17 protein-coding genes are annotated in these 16,081 nt (G+C 39.4%); 7 read left to right on the forward strand and 10 right to left on the reverse strand.

Features of this window, described 5'->3' with window-relative positions; translation table 11 throughout:
• Positions 1-120 precede the first annotated feature (120 nt).
• Together AACW45_RS04705 and AACW45_RS04710 are read left to right on the forward strand one after the other, a co-directional pair.
• On the forward strand, positions 121-780 hold the full coding sequence (locus AACW45_RS04705; protein ID WP_190539097.1) for a hypothetical protein: 660 nt from the start codon (positions 121-123) through the stop codon (positions 778-780).
• Between the two features lie 246 nt (positions 781-1,026).
• The gene (locus AACW45_RS04710; RefSeq protein WP_313933760.1) at positions 1,027-1,656 is read left to right on the forward strand and encodes a CAP domain-containing protein; all 630 of its coding nucleotides are present in this window, start codon (positions 1,027-1,029) and stop codon (positions 1,654-1,656) included.
• 165 nt (positions 1,657-1,821) lie between these two features.
• Here AACW45_RS04710 and AACW45_RS04715 read toward each other — a convergent pair whose 3' ends face one another.
• Positions 1,822-2,250: a hypothetical protein gene (locus AACW45_RS04715; protein WP_190631567.1), complete on the reverse strand. Its 429-nt coding sequence runs from the start codon at positions 2,248-2,250 to the stop codon at positions 1,822-1,824.
• Between the two features lie 425 nt (positions 2,251-2,675).
• Here AACW45_RS04715 and AACW45_RS04720 point away from each other — a divergent pair, with 425 nt between their 5' ends.
• Both AACW45_RS04720 and AACW45_RS04725 read left to right on the forward strand, forming a co-directional pair.
• The gene (locus AACW45_RS04720) at positions 2,676-3,080 is read left to right on the forward strand and encodes a hypothetical protein (protein ID WP_190539095.1); all 405 of its coding nucleotides are present in this window, start codon (positions 2,676-2,678) and stop codon (positions 3,078-3,080) included.
• Positions 3,081-3,273: 193 nt separating this feature from the next.
• Positions 3,274-3,471, forward strand: a complete 198-nt coding sequence (locus AACW45_RS04725) for a hypothetical protein (protein WP_096644677.1) — start codon at positions 3,274-3,276, stop codon at positions 3,469-3,471.
• Positions 3,472-3,536: 65 nt separating this feature from the next.
• Here the strand turns inward: AACW45_RS04725 and AACW45_RS04730 are convergent, their stop codons facing one another.
• Positions 3,537-4,037, reverse strand: a complete 501-nt coding sequence (locus AACW45_RS04730) for an acyl-CoA thioesterase (protein WP_190631569.1) — start codon at positions 4,035-4,037, stop codon at positions 3,537-3,539.
• A gap of 265 nt (positions 4,038-4,302) precedes the next feature.
• Between AACW45_RS04730 and AACW45_RS04735 the strand changes: the two genes are divergently transcribed.
• A complete protein-coding gene (locus tag AACW45_RS04735) occupies positions 4,303-6,351 on the forward strand; it encodes a CHAT domain-containing protein (RefSeq protein WP_190631571.1) in 2,049 nt (682 codons plus the stop codon).
• 320 nt (positions 6,352-6,671) lie between these two features.
• Here AACW45_RS04735 and AACW45_RS04740 read toward each other — a convergent pair whose 3' ends face one another.
• The 6 genes from AACW45_RS04740 to argZ form a co-directional block, all read right to left on the reverse strand.
• Positions 6,672-7,019, reverse strand: a complete 348-nt coding sequence (locus AACW45_RS04740) for a DUF1815 family protein (RefSeq protein WP_190631573.1) — start codon at positions 7,017-7,019, stop codon at positions 6,672-6,674.
• A 909-nt stretch (positions 7,020-7,928) separates the two neighbouring features.
• The gene (locus AACW45_RS04745) at positions 7,929-8,147 is read right to left on the reverse strand and encodes a DUF2839 domain-containing protein (RefSeq protein ID WP_190631575.1); all 219 of its coding nucleotides are present in this window, start codon (positions 8,145-8,147) and stop codon (positions 7,929-7,931) included.
• 2 nt (positions 8,148-8,149) lie between these two features.
• Positions 8,150-8,314 carry a hypothetical protein gene (locus tag AACW45_RS04750; RefSeq protein WP_190631577.1) on the reverse strand — a complete coding sequence of 55 codons (165 nt, stop codon included), beginning with the start codon at positions 8,312-8,314 and terminating at the stop codon, positions 8,150-8,152.
• A 202-nt stretch (positions 8,315-8,516) separates the two neighbouring features.
• The gene (locus AACW45_RS04755) at positions 8,517-9,248 is read right to left on the reverse strand and encodes a DUF642 domain-containing protein (protein ID WP_190631579.1); all 732 of its coding nucleotides are present in this window, start codon (positions 9,246-9,248) and stop codon (positions 8,517-8,519) included.
• A 460-nt stretch (positions 9,249-9,708) separates the two neighbouring features.
• A complete protein-coding gene (locus AACW45_RS04760; protein WP_190631581.1) occupies positions 9,709-10,215 on the reverse strand; it encodes a DUF2085 domain-containing protein in 507 nt (168 codons plus the stop codon).
• Between the two features lie 36 nt (positions 10,216-10,251).
• The gene (gene argZ / locus AACW45_RS04765) at positions 10,252-12,363 is read right to left on the reverse strand and encodes a bifunctional arginine dihydrolase/ornithine cyclodeaminase (RefSeq protein WP_190631583.1); all 2,112 of its coding nucleotides are present in this window, start codon (positions 12,361-12,363) and stop codon (positions 10,252-10,254) included.
• Positions 12,364-12,630: 267 nt separating this feature from the next.
• Between argZ and AACW45_RS04770 the strand changes: the two genes are divergently transcribed.
• Positions 12,631-13,056 carry a GNAT family N-acetyltransferase gene (locus AACW45_RS04770; RefSeq protein ID WP_190631585.1) on the forward strand — a complete coding sequence of 142 codons (426 nt, stop codon included), beginning with the start codon at positions 12,631-12,633 and terminating at the stop codon, positions 13,054-13,056.
• A gap of 205 nt (positions 13,057-13,261) precedes the next feature.
• Here the strand turns inward: AACW45_RS04770 and AACW45_RS04775 are convergent, their stop codons facing one another.
• The gene (locus tag AACW45_RS04775) at positions 13,262-14,911 is read right to left on the reverse strand and encodes an alpha/beta hydrolase (protein WP_190631619.1); all 1,650 of its coding nucleotides are present in this window, start codon (positions 14,909-14,911) and stop codon (positions 13,262-13,264) included.
• A gap of 380 nt (positions 14,912-15,291) precedes the next feature.
• On the opposite strand from AACW45_RS04775, the gene AACW45_RS04780 reads away from it, so the two are divergent.
• The gene (locus tag AACW45_RS04780; RefSeq protein ID WP_190631587.1) at positions 15,292-15,738 is read left to right on the forward strand and encodes a hypothetical protein; all 447 of its coding nucleotides are present in this window, start codon (positions 15,292-15,294) and stop codon (positions 15,736-15,738) included.
• Positions 15,739-15,916: 178 nt separating this feature from the next.
• On the opposite strand, the gene AACW45_RS04785 is transcribed toward AACW45_RS04780, so the two are convergent.
• Positions 15,917-16,081: photosystem II protein D1 (locus tag AACW45_RS04785; RefSeq protein ID WP_190631589.1), on the reverse strand; the 165-nt coding region annotated here is incomplete at its 5' end.

The raw sequence follows: 16,081 nt of genomic DNA on the forward strand, positions 1-16,081 counted from the left end.
TTATCGCGAATTATTCAGATTTAAATTCGGCATATAATCTGTAAAAAATCAGGTTTTATGCCGTTTTTTTGCACTGAATTTCAGATTTTCTACTTTACAAAATTTAAAATACCAAAAACCATGAAAAAAATCATACCATTATTACTAAGTGCAGCTTTACTTAGTAACACTGTTGCTTGTAGCAAAACAAGCGATCGCACTTCCAATAATGCTACATCTAATCAAACTACTGCTACTCAAGCTACAAATAATCAAGCCAGCAAAACTCCAACTTCTCCAGCATCCATACCCGCAAATACCAATTTAGAGACAGTTCTGCAACAAGAATTATCTACTGGTAAAAATACTAATAATGAGCGGTTTACTCTCAAAGTAAAAAACTCTGTTAAAGGTGTAACACCTGACTTAAAAGATGCGGAAATTCAAGGACATTTAGAGAATGTAGTCAAAGCAGCGAAGGGTAAAAAAGCAAGTTTACATCTAGTTTTTGATGAAATTACCTTTAAAAATGGTGATACTTATCCCATTGATGCGGGTTTAGTCAACACCCAAGTAGAAACCAAAACTAAAGGCAAATTTATCCAAAATGCTGGCATTATTTTAGGTGGAACCGTTGCTGGTCATTTTATTGGTAAAAAAACCAATGTCAAGCATGGAGGTTTAGCTGGCGCTGCTGCTGCGACTGCTTATGTTTTATCAAGTCCTGGGGGTGAAGTAGTATTGAAAAAAGGTACAAAAGTCAAACTGAAGCTAAAATCTGCAATTAGCAATACGCCATAAATTTGCAGAATTCACGCAGCAATTTTTCATATTACTTCCAGCTTATTCCAGATAAATTCATTACACATCTAGGGTAATTATCTCTAGAGAGCCAGTCCAGTTTTTATAAACACCCGCAGCTAGGGGCATGGCACTGCCATGCCCCTACAATCAACGATTCTAATTCATACTTTTGGCGAGCAAGCATCAATTTAATTTTGTTAAAATTGAACTAAAACTAAGACATTCAGCAGCAAAAAGTATTACGTGATTAAGCCAATATCCCCCAATGGAAGGATGTTGATTTCTAGTTTATTCCATTGGCTAAATAATACATCCCAAAAATACCCGTACTTATCGAGAGTCATTGGTGCAGGTTGGATTGCGATCGTACTTTCTTTAACTGGATGCGAACAAGCAATTGAGTATTTACCACCGCTACCAAATATTGAAATTCCCACCAACCAACCGCCACAGTCGCCCCAACTAGCGCAAACATCCCAAACAGCACAAATTGAGTCAGAAATTCGCCAAGAAATTAATCAAGTGCGTCAAAAAAATGGACTACAACCTTTACAAAATAATGAGAAATTAGCGCAAGTCGCTAGAAAATACAGCCGCCAAATGATGGAACAAAACTTCTTCAGTCACACAGGAATTGATGGTAGTACTCTCTCTCAAAGAGTGGGTGCTGGTAATATATCTTATTGGATGATTGGCGAAAATTTATTTAGAAGTAAAAATATTTTTCAGCCTGTATCGCCAGCAGTAGAAGGGTGGTTAGCTAGTCCCGGACATCGAGAAAATATTCTCAGGCCAGTATTTAGAGAAACAGGTGTAGGAGTGTGGCGCAAAGGTAACACCTACGTTATTACTCAGTTATTTTTGCGAGGTTAAATAACATCAAAAAAATAAATTATGCCAAATTGTAGGGGCGGGGTTACCCCGCCCCTACGAGTGGCGGGTTTGGTAAGTTAATGATTGGAATATTTTTTATTTGGAAGTCCCTAATCGCGAAAAAATCCCTCTTCCCAATGCCCCATGCCCCATGCCCATTTTCAATTAATACCTACTACTCGGTAAAAGCAGAATATCTACCATTTCACCGACAAATAAGGCTGATAATGCTAATATTGTCAACGCTAAAAATGAATCTAGTTTGCTAAAACCTGCAAACCGCATCTCTAAATCGGCTAAAAATGTCGTGGCAATTGGGATAAGAAAAAGACTTAATATAATAGACCAAGTGGCAACTATCGCAATAGAAAGACTTAAAAATAACACAATAACTAAAGTTTGAGAACCAAAAGTAAACAATTGTTCTAACCAAACAATACTCTTTCTGGCTATAACTAGCGCTACAGCCGTGATAAAACCTCCCACCAACCAAATAATGTGATGTGCTGCAAGATACCAGCCTAAAAGGATATAAGCTAGACAGAGTAATGCCAAAGACATCCAAGGCATCCTCTTGGAAAATTCTATATTCATAACTTGTTAACAATTAAACTTAATATCTAATACGGCAATTACAATTTTCTAATTGCGCAAGTATTTTACTTGTGTTACTTTTAGTAAATTGCCAGGGTTGCCCAGCCAAAATTGCAAGTTTTTGTAGACTTTTATACTAAAGTTTTGGCTGATGTCAAGATTAATAGTATGTATCAGAAATAGCTATTCATTTATGAGAACGAGCAAATATATTCTAACACAGTAGTTTATATATAAACATCACATCCTTAATTTATGCCTTTAGATATATAACTATAAATAACAAGCAAAACCCTTGGCAGATATACCTTAACTGGTGTTTTGCTAAACCTATAATTGAAGGATTGCTTGCTTCCTCTTCATCTGCTCAAATTAAAGATTTATGAAAATAATTTTCTTTATGTTAATTAACCAAGGTAAATAATATGTCCCTGGAACTCATACTGCAAAAAAATGCGATCGCCAATCAAAATATAGCTCAAGAAACAAGAAATGATGTTAAGTCTGAGCCACAAAAGCCAGCGCCATTTAGCATACCCGATGTGGCTATATCTGTGACTCCTCTAGCTGTGTTAATTACTTGGCTCGGTTTTTTTATCCTGTTACGCAAATACCAAACATCTAGAGACAATAAAAAAGGTTTTATAATTCAGACTTTACGTAAAGTTCCTTGTAAAAATTGTCAGTTTTATGCAAATAACCATTATCTCAAATGTGCAGTTCAACCTTCTTTGGTAATGACAGAAGAGGCGAAAAACTGCTCTGAATATTCACCCTCTACTAACAAATCAAGTTCTAAAGATTTCTTTAATCGTGATCACGATTCTTAGTTAAGTGGAGTGGCGCAATTACCCACATACCTATTTGTAGCAAAAATTATTAATTGAATTTTCACTATTTGGCATCTTATCGAGTATAATGCTGAACATCATTCCTGCCCAAAGGAGAATTTAGCTTTTGCAGTCGGAATTGTGAGCGCAAAGAGCCTTTGAAACAAGGGACATTTTTCAGCAATTTATACCTATGATTCCTACCTTAATTTTAGCTTGGATCGTATTTGCAGTATTATGGAAAGTGGTCAAAACGACTATCCGAACTGCACTGACTTTAGCAGCGCTCTTGATATTATTGCACATCAATTTTGGCATTACACCCCAAGATATTTGGGATGCAATTGTGAATTTACCACAAACTTTCTCGCAAGTAGGTATTAGAAAATAATCAAGATGAAGTGTGTCATATGTAGACATTAAACAGCTACATATTTCACGCTTCATCCTGTGAAATTAATTATTTTTAAATGTGGAAATTTTTAGTAATGCATCTTTGAAAGCACCTGGTAACTGACGCATAATTTTGCCTCTTTCCCGATCTAAGGCTACTAAAGTTACTTTGGCGGTGGTATACAATTGTTGTCTATCAGGAGAAACGATCGCATAATCCCAATTCATCCTGACACCAGTTACATCAGTCATGCGTGTTTTGACTAACACATCCAAGCCTAAAACTAGAGAACGATGATAATGCAGGGAAAGATTGACAACGGCTAGATCGCAGCCTAAAGCCACTAAATCTGTATAATCAATCCCAATAGATCTTAAGCATTCTACCCTGGCTTCTTCCATCCAAGTTATGTAGTTACCATGCCAAACAATTCCTGCACAATCAGTATGGTGAGGATACACCCTGACAGGATAGGTAAACCAATCTTCAAATGCATAATTTGTTGGTTTATCAATGGCGCTAGTTGGCGGGATTTCTGGTTGAGTTGGTTGAGCTGCTGACATGTTTAAATTTCTCAGTATTTATGAATTTCTACCTCTTGAGTAACATAAAAATTACTAACAAAATAGTTGATGCTTTGTCAAAGCCTGATATTTATCTCTGCTCAAAGCAAGCTCAGAGTCGGGCTAAAACTTCCACACGGCTCTTTCTGGTAGAATAGTATCAAGATATGTGGATGCTGAGTTAGCTTTGTTAACTCAGGAGCGGCAAAATCAGATAATTTATTACTTTATCATTTACGCTCCCAAAAATAGGGGGTGTTTTGTTATGCGATATTATTCTCAAATATATATTGTTATTATAACTACCTTGATGATTTGCCTTTCTGGGTGTAATACCCAACAAAAGCAACAGGTAAATCAAACTCCTAGCACCCAGCAAAACTCACCAGAAAACAATCAGCCATCTAGCCAGATTAAACTGCTGAATGAAGAAGCAGTAAAATTATCAGAGCAAGGTCAATTAAAAGAAGGTTTCCAAAAATTAGAACAAGCTTTAACTATTAGCACAGATAGAGGCGAGCGTTTTTGGGAAGCTGTGACTTTGAATAATATGGGCAGAATTTACCAAAAACAAGCCAATTATGCCCAATCGCTGCAATCCTATCAGCAAGCTTTATTAATTAACAAAGAATTAGGCGATCGCGTCCAATTAGGTAAAACCTATAGTAACATTGGCTACCTATTTGATATTCAAAAGCAACCAGAGTTAGCAATTTTCTTTTATAAACATTGTCTCATCAATCGCGAGCAAGCCAGGTTAGAGCCATCATTGCTATCTGCACCCCAACCAGACGCCTATAGTATCACAGTTGCCCAAACCTATCGCATTTTGGGCGACAAACTATTGAAACAGGGGAGGGTAGCAGAAGCCCAACGCAGTCTAGATTTACTCAAGGTAGAAGAATTACAAGGTTTTGCTTCGGGAGTAAGGGGTAATCAGCAAACTGCTAAAGGGATCAATATTATCCCCCAAGAAACAGCAACAAAACAAAAGTTAGAGCAAACTCTAGATAATGCTGTCGAACTGGGTAAAGAGTTAACCAAGCTGCGAAAAATTCCCCCCGAACAGCGATCGCCCCAGGAAAAACAACGTATAGAAGAAATCGTTTTAACTCAGCAAAAACTCTTAAAGCAATTTAACGATTTTATCGCTAGCCCGCCTGTAAAAGCACAATTAGACCAAATTAGCCGCGCAGCCAAAGGGCAAAATTTAGATTTAGGCAGTATCAACGAACTCCGGGATAATTTAGCCAAATTACCAGAAAAATCTGTGTTAATTTATCCCCTAGTTCTTCAAGATAGCTTGGAATTGGTAGTAGTCAGCCCCGAATCTGTACCCGTCCATCGCCCAGTTAAAGTCACCAGAGAACAGCTAAACCAAACAATAGCCACTTTTCGCCAAGATTTACAAAGTCCTCGGCGTCAAGATGCGAAAAAAACAGCCAATCAATTATACGATTGGCTGATTAAACCCTTAGAAAATGACATCAAACTCGCAGGGGCGAAGCAACTAATTTATGCACCAGACGATCAGTTACGTTACATTCCCCTGAGCGCTTTGTATGATGGTAAGCAATGGCTAGTTGAGCGCTTTAGTGTTAATTACATCACTGCTGCTAGCCTGAGTAACTTTAACACCCCACCAAAAAGAAATTTTCGGGCTTTAGCAGGTGCGTTTACTCAGGGTAACTATCAATTTCAGGTAGGTACTCAACAACTCAATTATGCTGGGTTACAATTTGCGGGACAAGAAGTAGAAAGTATCGCCGCTACCCTCCCCGGATCGCAAAAACTACTCGATCAAGCCTTTAATCCCCAAGCTACCATCCCGCAAATGGACGACTATCCGATTGTCCATTTAGCTACCCATGCGGCTTTTGTGGTCGGTAAACCAGAAGACTCATTTATTTTATTTGGTAATGGCGATCGCATTCACTTGCAAGATGTCGCCAACTGGTCTTTACCTAACGTTGATTTAGTCGTCTTGAGTGCCTGTGAAACCGGTTTAGGCGGTAAATTAGGTAACGGTGAGGAGATTTTAGGGTTTGCTTACCAAATGCAAAAAACTGGCGCTAGAGCCACAATTGCCTCATTATGGTCTGTAGATGATGGCGGTACGCAAGCCTTGATGAGTGCTTTTTACACCTTGTTATCTTCCGGTAAATTGACAAAAGCTGAGGCTTTGCGACAAACACAAATCGCCTTAATTACGGGGAAATCTCCGGAAAACAATCCTCTTCCCATAGCTATCAGTAGCGGTTTCAGCCATCCCTACTATTGGGCCCCTTTTATTCTCATTGGTAATGGCTTGTAATATTTATGACTCAACCGCTCAGTTGGCTAGGAAATATCTCCAAGAATAGTTTTCTGGTATCTGTCACTCGCTGGGTAGTGAAAATAAATCTTTGTTAAAAATCTCGCTATCCTACATCAGGTGTATGGTAAGGCGTTAATTTTAGCCACAGTAAACTTGATTGTTTCCAAAGATGTAGTCAGCCATTCATCCATAAAATAACTAAAGGTAACGGTGAATAGGTAATAGATGAGTCAAAATTTACTCCTAATTACCAATTCCCGATTACCAGATATATTCTCAATACTTGTTTGACAATAGCCCATCAGCCGCAATAATCCTTAAAACTTCTTAGCCAAGGCTTTATTTGCAGCGATCGCTGGTGGTGCAGACTGCTTGACAATATTCGCCAACTCTTGTAGTTGACTAATCGCTTCCGCACCTTCTAACTTCATTAATTCGCGATCGTCTCGCATTTCTGTCCAAGTAATACCGTAGTCAGATACTAAAAACCGAATTAGGTGATTATCTCCCAAACTCACCATAAATGAAGCACTATTCATCTGGTCGCCGCAGGTATAGCAGGATGCAGGATATCCGCGTCGCTCCAGTACTACTGCCAAGGCTTGTAGGTTCATTACCAAGTCTTGTACGAATTGTCGATGTTGATGCGCTAGTCTCAGAAACACTTTTGTCCTCCAGACACCACAGTCATTTGAATTTCTTTTATATTTTCTTTAGATTTTCTCATCCAATGGTATTGTAAACTATCCATTACAATAACCATACGTTTACGTAGACTTTTTTGACTACCTAGCTTAGGGTAGTAGATAACGGTTTTAAGTACCGTATCAAAGTATTCAATTTACAAAGACCAAATATCAGACAGAATTCCTAAATTTAAGATTATCTTTAGATGCTTCTGTCAGTTTAGATGTTTGAGATAGTAATCCGCTTTAAGAGTAACTTAAATTTGCTACTAGTCAACCAGATAAAAGATACATCTTGGGTTGAGATTGGCTAGTGAAGCCAAATTCCTTACTGGTAAAGACTTTGGGAATAGTTTTCGTAGCCTGAGCAACATAGGCTCCCTTAATCAACTAATTTATTCTCTAACATCTGCTTGGTCTTGCCCAAGTACTTGATACCTTGAGTTACATTGTCCTCAATCTATGGCATTTGGCAGATGACCATAAAACTTTGAGATTTAGTATTTCCTAAACTGAGATAATTTATCTGTCTTGGATTATACATTCAGTGTAACGTAACCACGATGCCAAATGTAAAACCCCCTGTCATCGGATTAAACACTGAGAATAACTCTAGTGAAAAAACCTATGTTGCCATTTAGGCAAGATTTTCGGGAATGTTCAGATTGCAGAGATATTGTTACATAAGGTACTAAATTTTTTTGGTCATTATAGAAAAAAGTTACATAAAATACAGAAAACTTTATAGTTAAGTGTAACTATGCGGTCTAACTGTTACTCTTCATTAACTACTTAGGGCACAATTTGATTGTGCCCTAAGTACTTGATATAAGTTGGGATGATTGATTTACCCAATATTTCAGTGTGATGGGAATTTCCTGAGATTAGTTAATAAACTACATCCCACCAACCAAAAGCTGGGCCGATAAAACGGATGGTTACCCAAGCAGCTACCATAACTCCTATACCAATCCAGGCCCCACGAGTCGTCAAACTGACAAATTGTTCGGCTTGAGATTTGGAAATTGGTACCCAAGGTAAGATTCGGGTAGTATCTTGACCGTAATTTTCGCCTAATGTGTCTTTACGACGCTTTGCTTCACCCATAATCAGCAATTTAAATTTGTAATTTCATCTAAGTTTTTGGTTGAGATTGGCTGTAATGCCTGTGGCAAGCCATTAAGGTATGTAAACAGATGATAGCTCGTGGCGTAGAGCGATCGCTCTATGGTTGACAAAACGTAAATAGTTAATGGGCATTGGGCATTGGGCATTGGGCATTGGGCATTAAAATAGACTTGTAGAATCAGGCGGAAATCTAGCTAAATTTAAACTCAGTACAAAGCTTGTCAGATAGCCATTATTCTGTTGACTGTTGACTGTTGACTGTTGACTGTTGACTGTTGACTGTTGACTGTTGACTGTTGACTGTTGACTGTTGACTGTTGACTGTTGACTGTTGACTGTTAACAGCCCTTATCTAGCACGAGTGATGAAAGTAGAATAAGTAGCAAACTTTCTCCTAGAGGCTAAAGCTAAACCAACCAGTGCAATACCTAATAATGTTCCTGGTTCCGGGACTTTCTCTACGCGAACGTTATCAATGTAAGAACCATAAGTATTTTGCTTATCATTAGAGACATCATAGTCAAATTGCAAGCGGGACAAGTTACTGTTGGCAACAATATCAACTGTATACTTTGACCATTTTGTTATAATATCATCACCTTTACCACCGGAAATAGTCTGGTTGAGTACGTTACCAAATAGAACACTAAAGTTATTTTCTGTTGCTTCTGTCTTAGGGCGTGGTGAATAGAAAAAGGATAGGCGGTATTTACTACCAATTTCGGTAGCAATATCCTGAAAAATACCGATTTTATTCTCACTTGTATAGTGATGGCTATCCAATTCTGTCAATTGTTGCCCATCTTGAGCCTTGCCTGCTACTCCGCCGCGTTGAAGTTCAATTTTGCCACCACTAGTAGCCTCCCAACCTATAATCTTGTCGTAGGTGTCCCAACGATTCTGATTGGTGACTATAGTATCTTCAAAGCTACCATTAACTACCAGATTGGCAGCAGCAGCAGGCTTAACTTGGCTAACACTCAAAACTGAACAAACAACAACACTAGCAACTGATAGCTTCTGAAGACTAGCAGGAATAAATTTCATATCGGTAGATTGGCTTAATAAAAGTCTAGTCATGTAGAAAGAAAATTCAGCTATTTATCGTCTGCAACTGTTTTTTCTCCTACATTGATTAACTTAGCACTTGTGTACTTAAATTAAAGCCATGAAAAAGTATATTTCATTACATCTTTATCAAAAAAATAGTCAGCATAAAAGCTTTACTAAGCCTAGAAAAACTTGATTTTATCTATAATTAACTAATAATGATTTCGTTAATATTACTTAAGCGTTTGTGGTGATGTCTTGTACCAATAACCATGAATATTAAAACAATGAGTACGTGTAAAAGGCAGCAAATGTTGAATATTCAGTTCATAGGTGTAAATTTAGCATTCTTCCCAGTGAACGATCGCCTAGCATATTGTAATATTTAACACAAGTATCTATTAGGTTTGGTGATTTCAGCTTGATTACAACATTCTGATTACGGATATTCAGCTAATCGTCATTTAAATTGCATCATTTTTATGGTAATTTACCCGCGATCGCTTTGCCCGTGCAAAATTGGCATGGTGAATAATCCCCAGGCTAAACCTGTAATTAATCCAAATGGTGTAACCAGATAATTATTAAAATCCCACCAGCCAAGAACCTGGGCGGCTAATTCCACGGGATAAGCCATCATCAAAACAATGGCTAAGGCGACACCATTCCAGCCATACTGACTTAACCAATAAAAACCTTTACCACCAGTTACCCCATACAACAGCCGCGTTATGAATAAACCACTGACAGTCCCGTAACAACGCATACATACAGCCATGATATGTGGTGGCGCTAAATCTAAGCCCATATCTGGTTGGGGACAGACATGAACGCCCATAAAATAAATAATATTGGCAATTACTCCCAATAGCCACGATCCAGAGGCAGCAAGAAAGGGAGCGGCTAGCGGGCCTATTACCATACCCGCTAGCAGAAAATCAGCGATCGCACTTACCCAATTAATTTGCAACTCTCGTTTGAAAGCTACTCTCATCATTCCCTTTCTTACCTTTAGCGCTGTGTGTTACGTTTCTTAACGTACCACTGCCCGATAAGGACTTGTCAACTTATCAAGCTGCTGGGTTAACAGACTGAGGAATAATCCCACATCTGTCACCACACCCACCGATTCTATCGAACCGCGATCGCTTAATTTGGTAACTACAGCTGGATTAATATCCACACATACCATTTTCACCCCAGCCGGAGTCATATTTCCCACGCCAATGGAGTGCAGCATACTCGACAGCATCAAAATCATCTCCGCACCTGCTAGATTTTCGGCGTATTCTTGCTGTGCTTTGAGTAAGTCCATTTGCGTGTCGGGTAAAGGCCCGTCATCGCGAATCGAGCCGGCGAGGACAAAGGGGACATGATTTTGTACGCATTCATACATTACCCCACTCTTAATTATGCCAGCTTCCACGGCTTTAGCAATACTGCCATGACGGCGAATGGTATTAATTACCTTCAGGTGATGACGATGTCCGCCACGCACAGCCACACCCCGTTTCATATCCACACCGAGAGATGTTCCCATCATATTTTGCTCGATGTCATGGACAGCGATCGCATTTCCGCCTAATAAAGCTTGGACATATCCCTCCCGAATCAACCTTGAGAGATGTTCGCCGCCACCAGTGTGAATCACTACAGGCCCGGCTGTGACAACTACTTTACCGCCAGCATCGCGAATTTTACGTAATTCCCAAGCTACTTGTTCTACGACTAATTCCACCCGGCGCTCGCTGGAAACCCCAGCAGACATAAAGCTGAATTCTTGGGCGTTGCGCTGTTCCCGCGATTCGGTTTTGCGGATGGTGCGGATACCTTGGACATCAACAATTACCTGTTCGCCTACTTCTAAATCGCGTAATATTTTACACTTAGCAACGTAACCATTAGCAGATCGAGTAATTGCGATCGCGCCGTCCATGCGCTGATTTTGCACCTTCACCCACTCACCATGAATCCGCACTTCGGTGGGATAAATTGTACTCACATAAAAATCATCTGGGGCGACACCAGCTTGAATTACAGGCTCTAGCTTCGCATCTCGTTCATCTTGGGGCAAGTCTACCGCACCCAAATCGATTAACTGCGAGATAATTTCTTCCATTACCTCATGAGATGGTGCTGATACCTTGACTTCAGCTGCTGAGGTACTTTGGCGCTGTTCTCCCAAGTCAAAATTCAGAACTTGGAAACTACCACCTGTATCAACAATCAAGTCTAAAGCGCGGTTAATCAAGCCAGAATCAAGCAAATGCCCTTCTAAGCGGATAATCCGACTTTCCACAGATACATTTGCATGAACTTCATCCCTGACTGGTTCGGTTACCCGCAGAGTCAGACATTTAGCCGCACCACCAGCTTTGAGGAATTCTGTGAGCGGCGTTTCAATAATTTGGAAACCGACATTTTTCAAGCGAGATTTTAAACTATCACTCGCCTTGTTCATAATCACGATGCTGTCTACATTCACCGCATTACAGGCGAAATTCACCGCATCAGCTTCTTCTATCGCAATGCGTTTTTCTGCTGCTACCCGCATTTCAATTAAGCGGTTAGAGTAGGAATCAAAGGCCCCAGGATAATAAAGTAAATAACCGTTAGCTAAAGGACAGAAGCAGGTATCTAAATGATAAAAACGCTCATCAATTAGCCGTAGGGATAGTACTTCAATATCTAACCACTTCGCCAAGAAGGGGTGAGAATCCAATTCTGAACGGAAGCCATAACCCGCCCATAACCAGCGTCCTTCTCGATCTAGTAGGGCGTCTCCCGCACCTTCAAAAGGTAAATCTTTGGGGAGGACATGAACTGTGTAACCATTGGCTTCAAACCATTTTTGGAAATAAGGCTCTTCTCCCTGACGTTCTTTGTGTAAAAAACGACTCAGAACAACATTATCGCCCAACACTAAGCCAGCGTTAGCGGTAAATACCATGTCAGGCCAGCCTTTTTCTGGTGTAACTAAATCGACAATGGCGTGTTCTTTGATTACGTGGTAGAGTTTTTGCCACTGTTCCACAGCGCGATCGCGCGATGATTTATGGATATTCCCTTCCATCCAGGGATTAATCACATAGTCCACATCGTAGTGGTCAGGAGCGCACATCAAAAAGCGAATCGGGGAAGTCATAAAAATCTTACAAGCGTTGAGATGCTACAAGTTCTTTTAGATACAGACTCTTGCTGTACTATTTTGTCAACTTTGCTACAAAATGTCTGTATGCAGCTAGTTTAATCCGATACAAAAGTTTGCTGTTACTTTTTCTCTTAGCTAACGAAATCCAGTGCAGAAAAGGCACATAAAAGTTCAGGTGTCAAATTACTTAAGGAATAATGGTACAAAACCAAAAGTTCAGTGTGGTGACATTGTAGCGCTAATTGGTTCAGGGCACTAAATATGACAGACTTAAAATTTACAGTTGATGACGATCCCCAGCCAGAGGATATTCGTACTGTTATCAATCAACTTGTTGAATACAATAATGCTCAACAGATAGAAAAAGATGTATACCAACCTTTAGCCGTTTTTATCCGCGATCCACACCAGGAAATTGTCGGGGGTTTAGTTGGTCAAATACAGTGGGGATGGTTATTTATTTCTCACCTGTGGGTGGCGGAAGCATTGCGCAGTCAAGGGTATGGAAAAGAACTCATGCTGCAAGCGGAAAGCGCAGCTAAACAACGCGGTTGTAGTTACGCTTATCTAGATACATTTAGTTTTCAATCCTTGGGTTTTTACCAACATCTTGGTTATCAAATATTTGGCGTTCTCGATAATTTCCCACCTGGACATCAAAGATATTTTTTAAAGAAAGAAATTTAGCTATTTGTAGTGAAAGCTAATGAGATTGCTTTGATGACAAAAATTATTTTACAAAAACAATTTTTAATAAAAAAGAATAAGTCAATTGTCAATAGTAATGGTTTTCAGTGTCTTGACGTTAATATTCAGCAATTTTCAGGTATATAGACCAAGCTGTAGGGGCATGGCAGTGCCATGCCCTCTAAAATATATTGATGTGCTGCTTTTATTGACCTGTAAATTCTCTGAGTATAAACATTGCTTGTGGAGGAATTTTTGTCACTAGACGAATAGGAAAGGCTTGAGTTGAAGCAAACTGCGCATAATCTGGTGTGAGAAAAACCGCATATTTTTCAGCTTCAGGAGTTAGTTGTGCGGCGAAAGATAAAGCGATCGCTTGCAAATATTTACGAATATCAGCAGCTTGCTCGCCAACTACCTCACCACCAGATAAAGGAGTATTGAGTCTTTGCTCTTGATCTAAGGTGGTACTGGGATCTTTAACACTTAAATGGGTACCTCCCAAAACGCCAACTAACCATTTAGGAGATGGCATTGCTGTAAATCCGATAAACTGTTCTGGTAAAGCGGGAACAGTTTTATCCGCAGAAGCAGCCCAGATTAAAGTAGGTACTTGCAACTTACTCAAACCATTTTTACCAAATATTAAAGATGTCGTGGGACTAAGAGCGATCGCTCTTTTAATTCTGCTATCCCCTAATTGATATCTATTAGCTGGTAATTCTTGCGCCACACATTGTAATGTTTCCCCAAGACTCAAGCCAGTAACATTCTTTTTACATCTTTGCTTGAGATTTTCTATTTGTAACTCAGCACCAGCAATAGCTAAAGCAGTACCGCCACCAAAAGAATAACCAATTACCATCGCGTTATCAGCCGCAATTTTGCCTTGTAATGGCTGATTTGGTTTTTGGTTGAGTTTTTCTAGTTCATCGAGAACAAAACTAATATCCTTGGGACGTTCTAAAAACTCTTGAGGTTGGATAAGTCTAGTATTATTTTTAATTGCTAATTCAGTATGTGTTGCATTACTTCCCGGATGTTCTAATGCCACCACTATATAACCGTGGGATGCTAAATGTTCTGCGAGGTAGCGCATATCTGTACGCACCGAACCAAAACCATGACTGAAGACAATTACAGGTTTTTCTATGCTAGAAGCATTTGACCAATAAATATCAGTGGGGATTTTGCGGTTACGTTTTTGGTCATTTAACTGCAAACTCAAAACCTGAAATTGTTCGTTTCCGCGCAAACCGGGATCGAAGGGAAAAGATAATTGGGATGTAGTGGGGTTAAATTGCGGCGCGATCGCCAGCATAAACTGTTGCGTTAGCCAAAAGCCAGAGTTTAAATTACTGGCAACGGCAAATGCTTGAGATAAATTAATTTCTAGACGTTGGCTAGGATAGGCTTTAATAAACGAAAGTATCGAAAGACCTTGAGGTGCAGTAGAGCCTAAAACAAATCCTGCTCTGAGTGCTTGTGCGCCGGCTTGGTCTTTTCTCACCAAAGCCGTTGCTAAATCGTTGAGAATCGTTGTCCCTATCTGCGTATTCAGCAATCGACTAATAGTCACCACATTGAGCGGTAGCTTAGTTCTCAGCGCTCCTAAAATTAAGTTACGGTCTTGTTCTGATAGCCTGTTGGTAAAAGATTCCAAGTCTCTGGGGAATTTTCCCGTTTCCGCAGCCGTTTGCAAATCCGCCACTGAGATTGATTCTGCAAACAGACCAAATCGCACCACAACTGTATCAGCAGCTGTTGCAGAGTGATTTATCCCCAAAATTTGAGCGATCGCTAATGCACAAAACCAACCTGTAATAGTTTGGAAACTTTCCCTAATTCTTCCCATTAACATCTTTATTTCCCACGCTTAGGGGAATATAACTGATATTCGTGCCTTTTACTACCCATATTGTAAAAAATCTTAGCAGCAGACCGGAGGCTAGGGAAGAAGTGCAAGGAGGACAAGGGAGACAAGGAGGACAAATGACAATTGTACAGACGCGATTCATCGCGTCTCTGAGCAATTACCAATGACCAATCAGTGTTGAATGCCACAAAAATTTAGTTGATTATAACTTATTTTAAAAATACAAATTTGCTCCAAAAATGATTGTAATGAGAGCCTTGAATTAGTAAATTGTAGCTCAAATTACTAATTATTTTCCTATTAGCAGTTTCATCTACTGACACACTTCATAAATTTCATAAATACTCATTGTTGACTTTATGTACCGTCAACTTATCTATGTCTTAGTCTTCCTTGTTTCACTAATTACTGTAACTTTGTTATGGCCTGTAAATGATTCTCGATGTAATTCAGAAGCTTTCCTCGCATCAAATATTCAAAAATTTCAAGTACAAGCTACTAAAGTTGTTGTCCAACCTTGGTTAGGCGAACATAATGTATATGGTATATTCATGGTTCCCGATAAATATAAACAAGCACCATTTTTTGTATTAACTGTAAAAGGATTTGGTCATGAATGTTCCAAACCTTTTGGCTATGGTCAAAAATATGATGATATCTCTGCCCAACCTGGTACACATTTAATCAGAAACTACATCAGAACTCGGACTGCACTGCGGCTCATGCTTCAAGGTTTATATTGGCAAATTAACGATAAACAAAACTGGACTCTAACCTATCCGGAAATTCAAGCTAGAAGTCAATAGTTAATAGTCAATAGTCAATAGTCAATAGTCAACAGTCAACAGTCAACGCTATTTTCAAGCTAGGTATAATCAACTTGATTTGTACCTGTAACTAAGAATTACAAATTATTAAAAAAGCGCCCTCCCAACCGGGAGAGCGCTTTTGAATTCACAGAGAAGCTATTGTTATCTGGGGCAATTAGCCGTTGATAGCAGGAGCAGTCAGAGCAACAGGAGCAACTTCACCAGCAGCCAAGTCTAAGGGGAAGTTGTGAGCGTTACGCTCGTGCATGACTTCCATACCCAAGTTAGCGCGGTTGATGATGTCAGCCCAGGTGTTAACTACACGACCTTGAGAATCAAT

The organism is Calothrix sp. FACHB-168 (genome assembly GCF_963889195.1).
GTDB classification, from domain to species: domain Bacteria; phylum Cyanobacteriota; class Cyanobacteriia; order Cyanobacteriales; family Nostocaceae; genus Aulosira; species Aulosira anomala_A.

Bases quoted from the DNA above. Each gene is read 5' to 3' on its own strand.
- AACW45_RS04735 (WP_190631571.1), top strand. From the start codon at position 4,303: ATGCGATATTATTCTCAAATATATATTGTTATTATAACTACCTTGATG.
- AACW45_RS04745 (WP_190631575.1), bottom strand. From the start codon at position 8,147: ATGGGTGAAGCAAAGCGTCGTAAAGACACATTAGGCGAAAATTACGGT.
- AACW45_RS04770 (WP_190631585.1), top strand. From the start codon at position 12,631: ATGACAGACTTAAAATTTACAGTTGATGACGATCCCCAGCCAGAGGAT.
- AACW45_RS04750 (WP_190631577.1), bottom strand. From the start codon at position 8,314: ATGCCCAATGCCCAATGCCCATTAACTATTTACGTTTTGTCAACCATA.
- AACW45_RS04715 (WP_190631567.1), bottom strand. From the start codon at position 2,250: ATGAATATAGAATTTTCCAAGAGGATGCCTTGGATGTCTTTGGCATTA.
- AACW45_RS04725 (WP_096644677.1), top strand. From the start codon at position 3,274: ATGATTCCTACCTTAATTTTAGCTTGGATCGTATTTGCAGTATTATGG.
- AACW45_RS04705 (WP_190539097.1), top strand. From the start codon at position 121: ATGAAAAAAATCATACCATTATTACTAAGTGCAGCTTTACTTAGTAAC.
- AACW45_RS04775 (WP_190631619.1), bottom strand. From the start codon at position 14,911: ATGGGAAGAATTAGGGAAAGTTTCCAAACTATTACAGGTTGGTTTTGT.
- AACW45_RS04730 (WP_190631569.1), bottom strand. From the start codon at position 4,037: ATGTCAGCAGCTCAACCAACTCAACCAGAAATCCCGCCAACTAGCGCC.
- argZ (WP_190631583.1), bottom strand. From the start codon at position 12,363: ATGACTTCCCCGATTCGCTTTTTGATGTGCGCTCCTGACCACTACGAT.
- AACW45_RS04760 (WP_190631581.1), bottom strand. From the start codon at position 10,215: ATGATGAGAGTAGCTTTCAAACGAGAGTTGCAAATTAATTGGGTAAGT.
- AACW45_RS04780 (WP_190631587.1), top strand. From the start codon at position 15,292: ATGTACCGTCAACTTATCTATGTCTTAGTCTTCCTTGTTTCACTAATT.
- AACW45_RS04720 (WP_190539095.1), top strand. From the start codon at position 2,676: ATGTCCCTGGAACTCATACTGCAAAAAAATGCGATCGCCAATCAAAAT.
- AACW45_RS04755 (WP_190631579.1), bottom strand. From the start codon at position 9,248: ATGACTAGACTTTTATTAAGCCAATCTACCGATATGAAATTTATTCCT.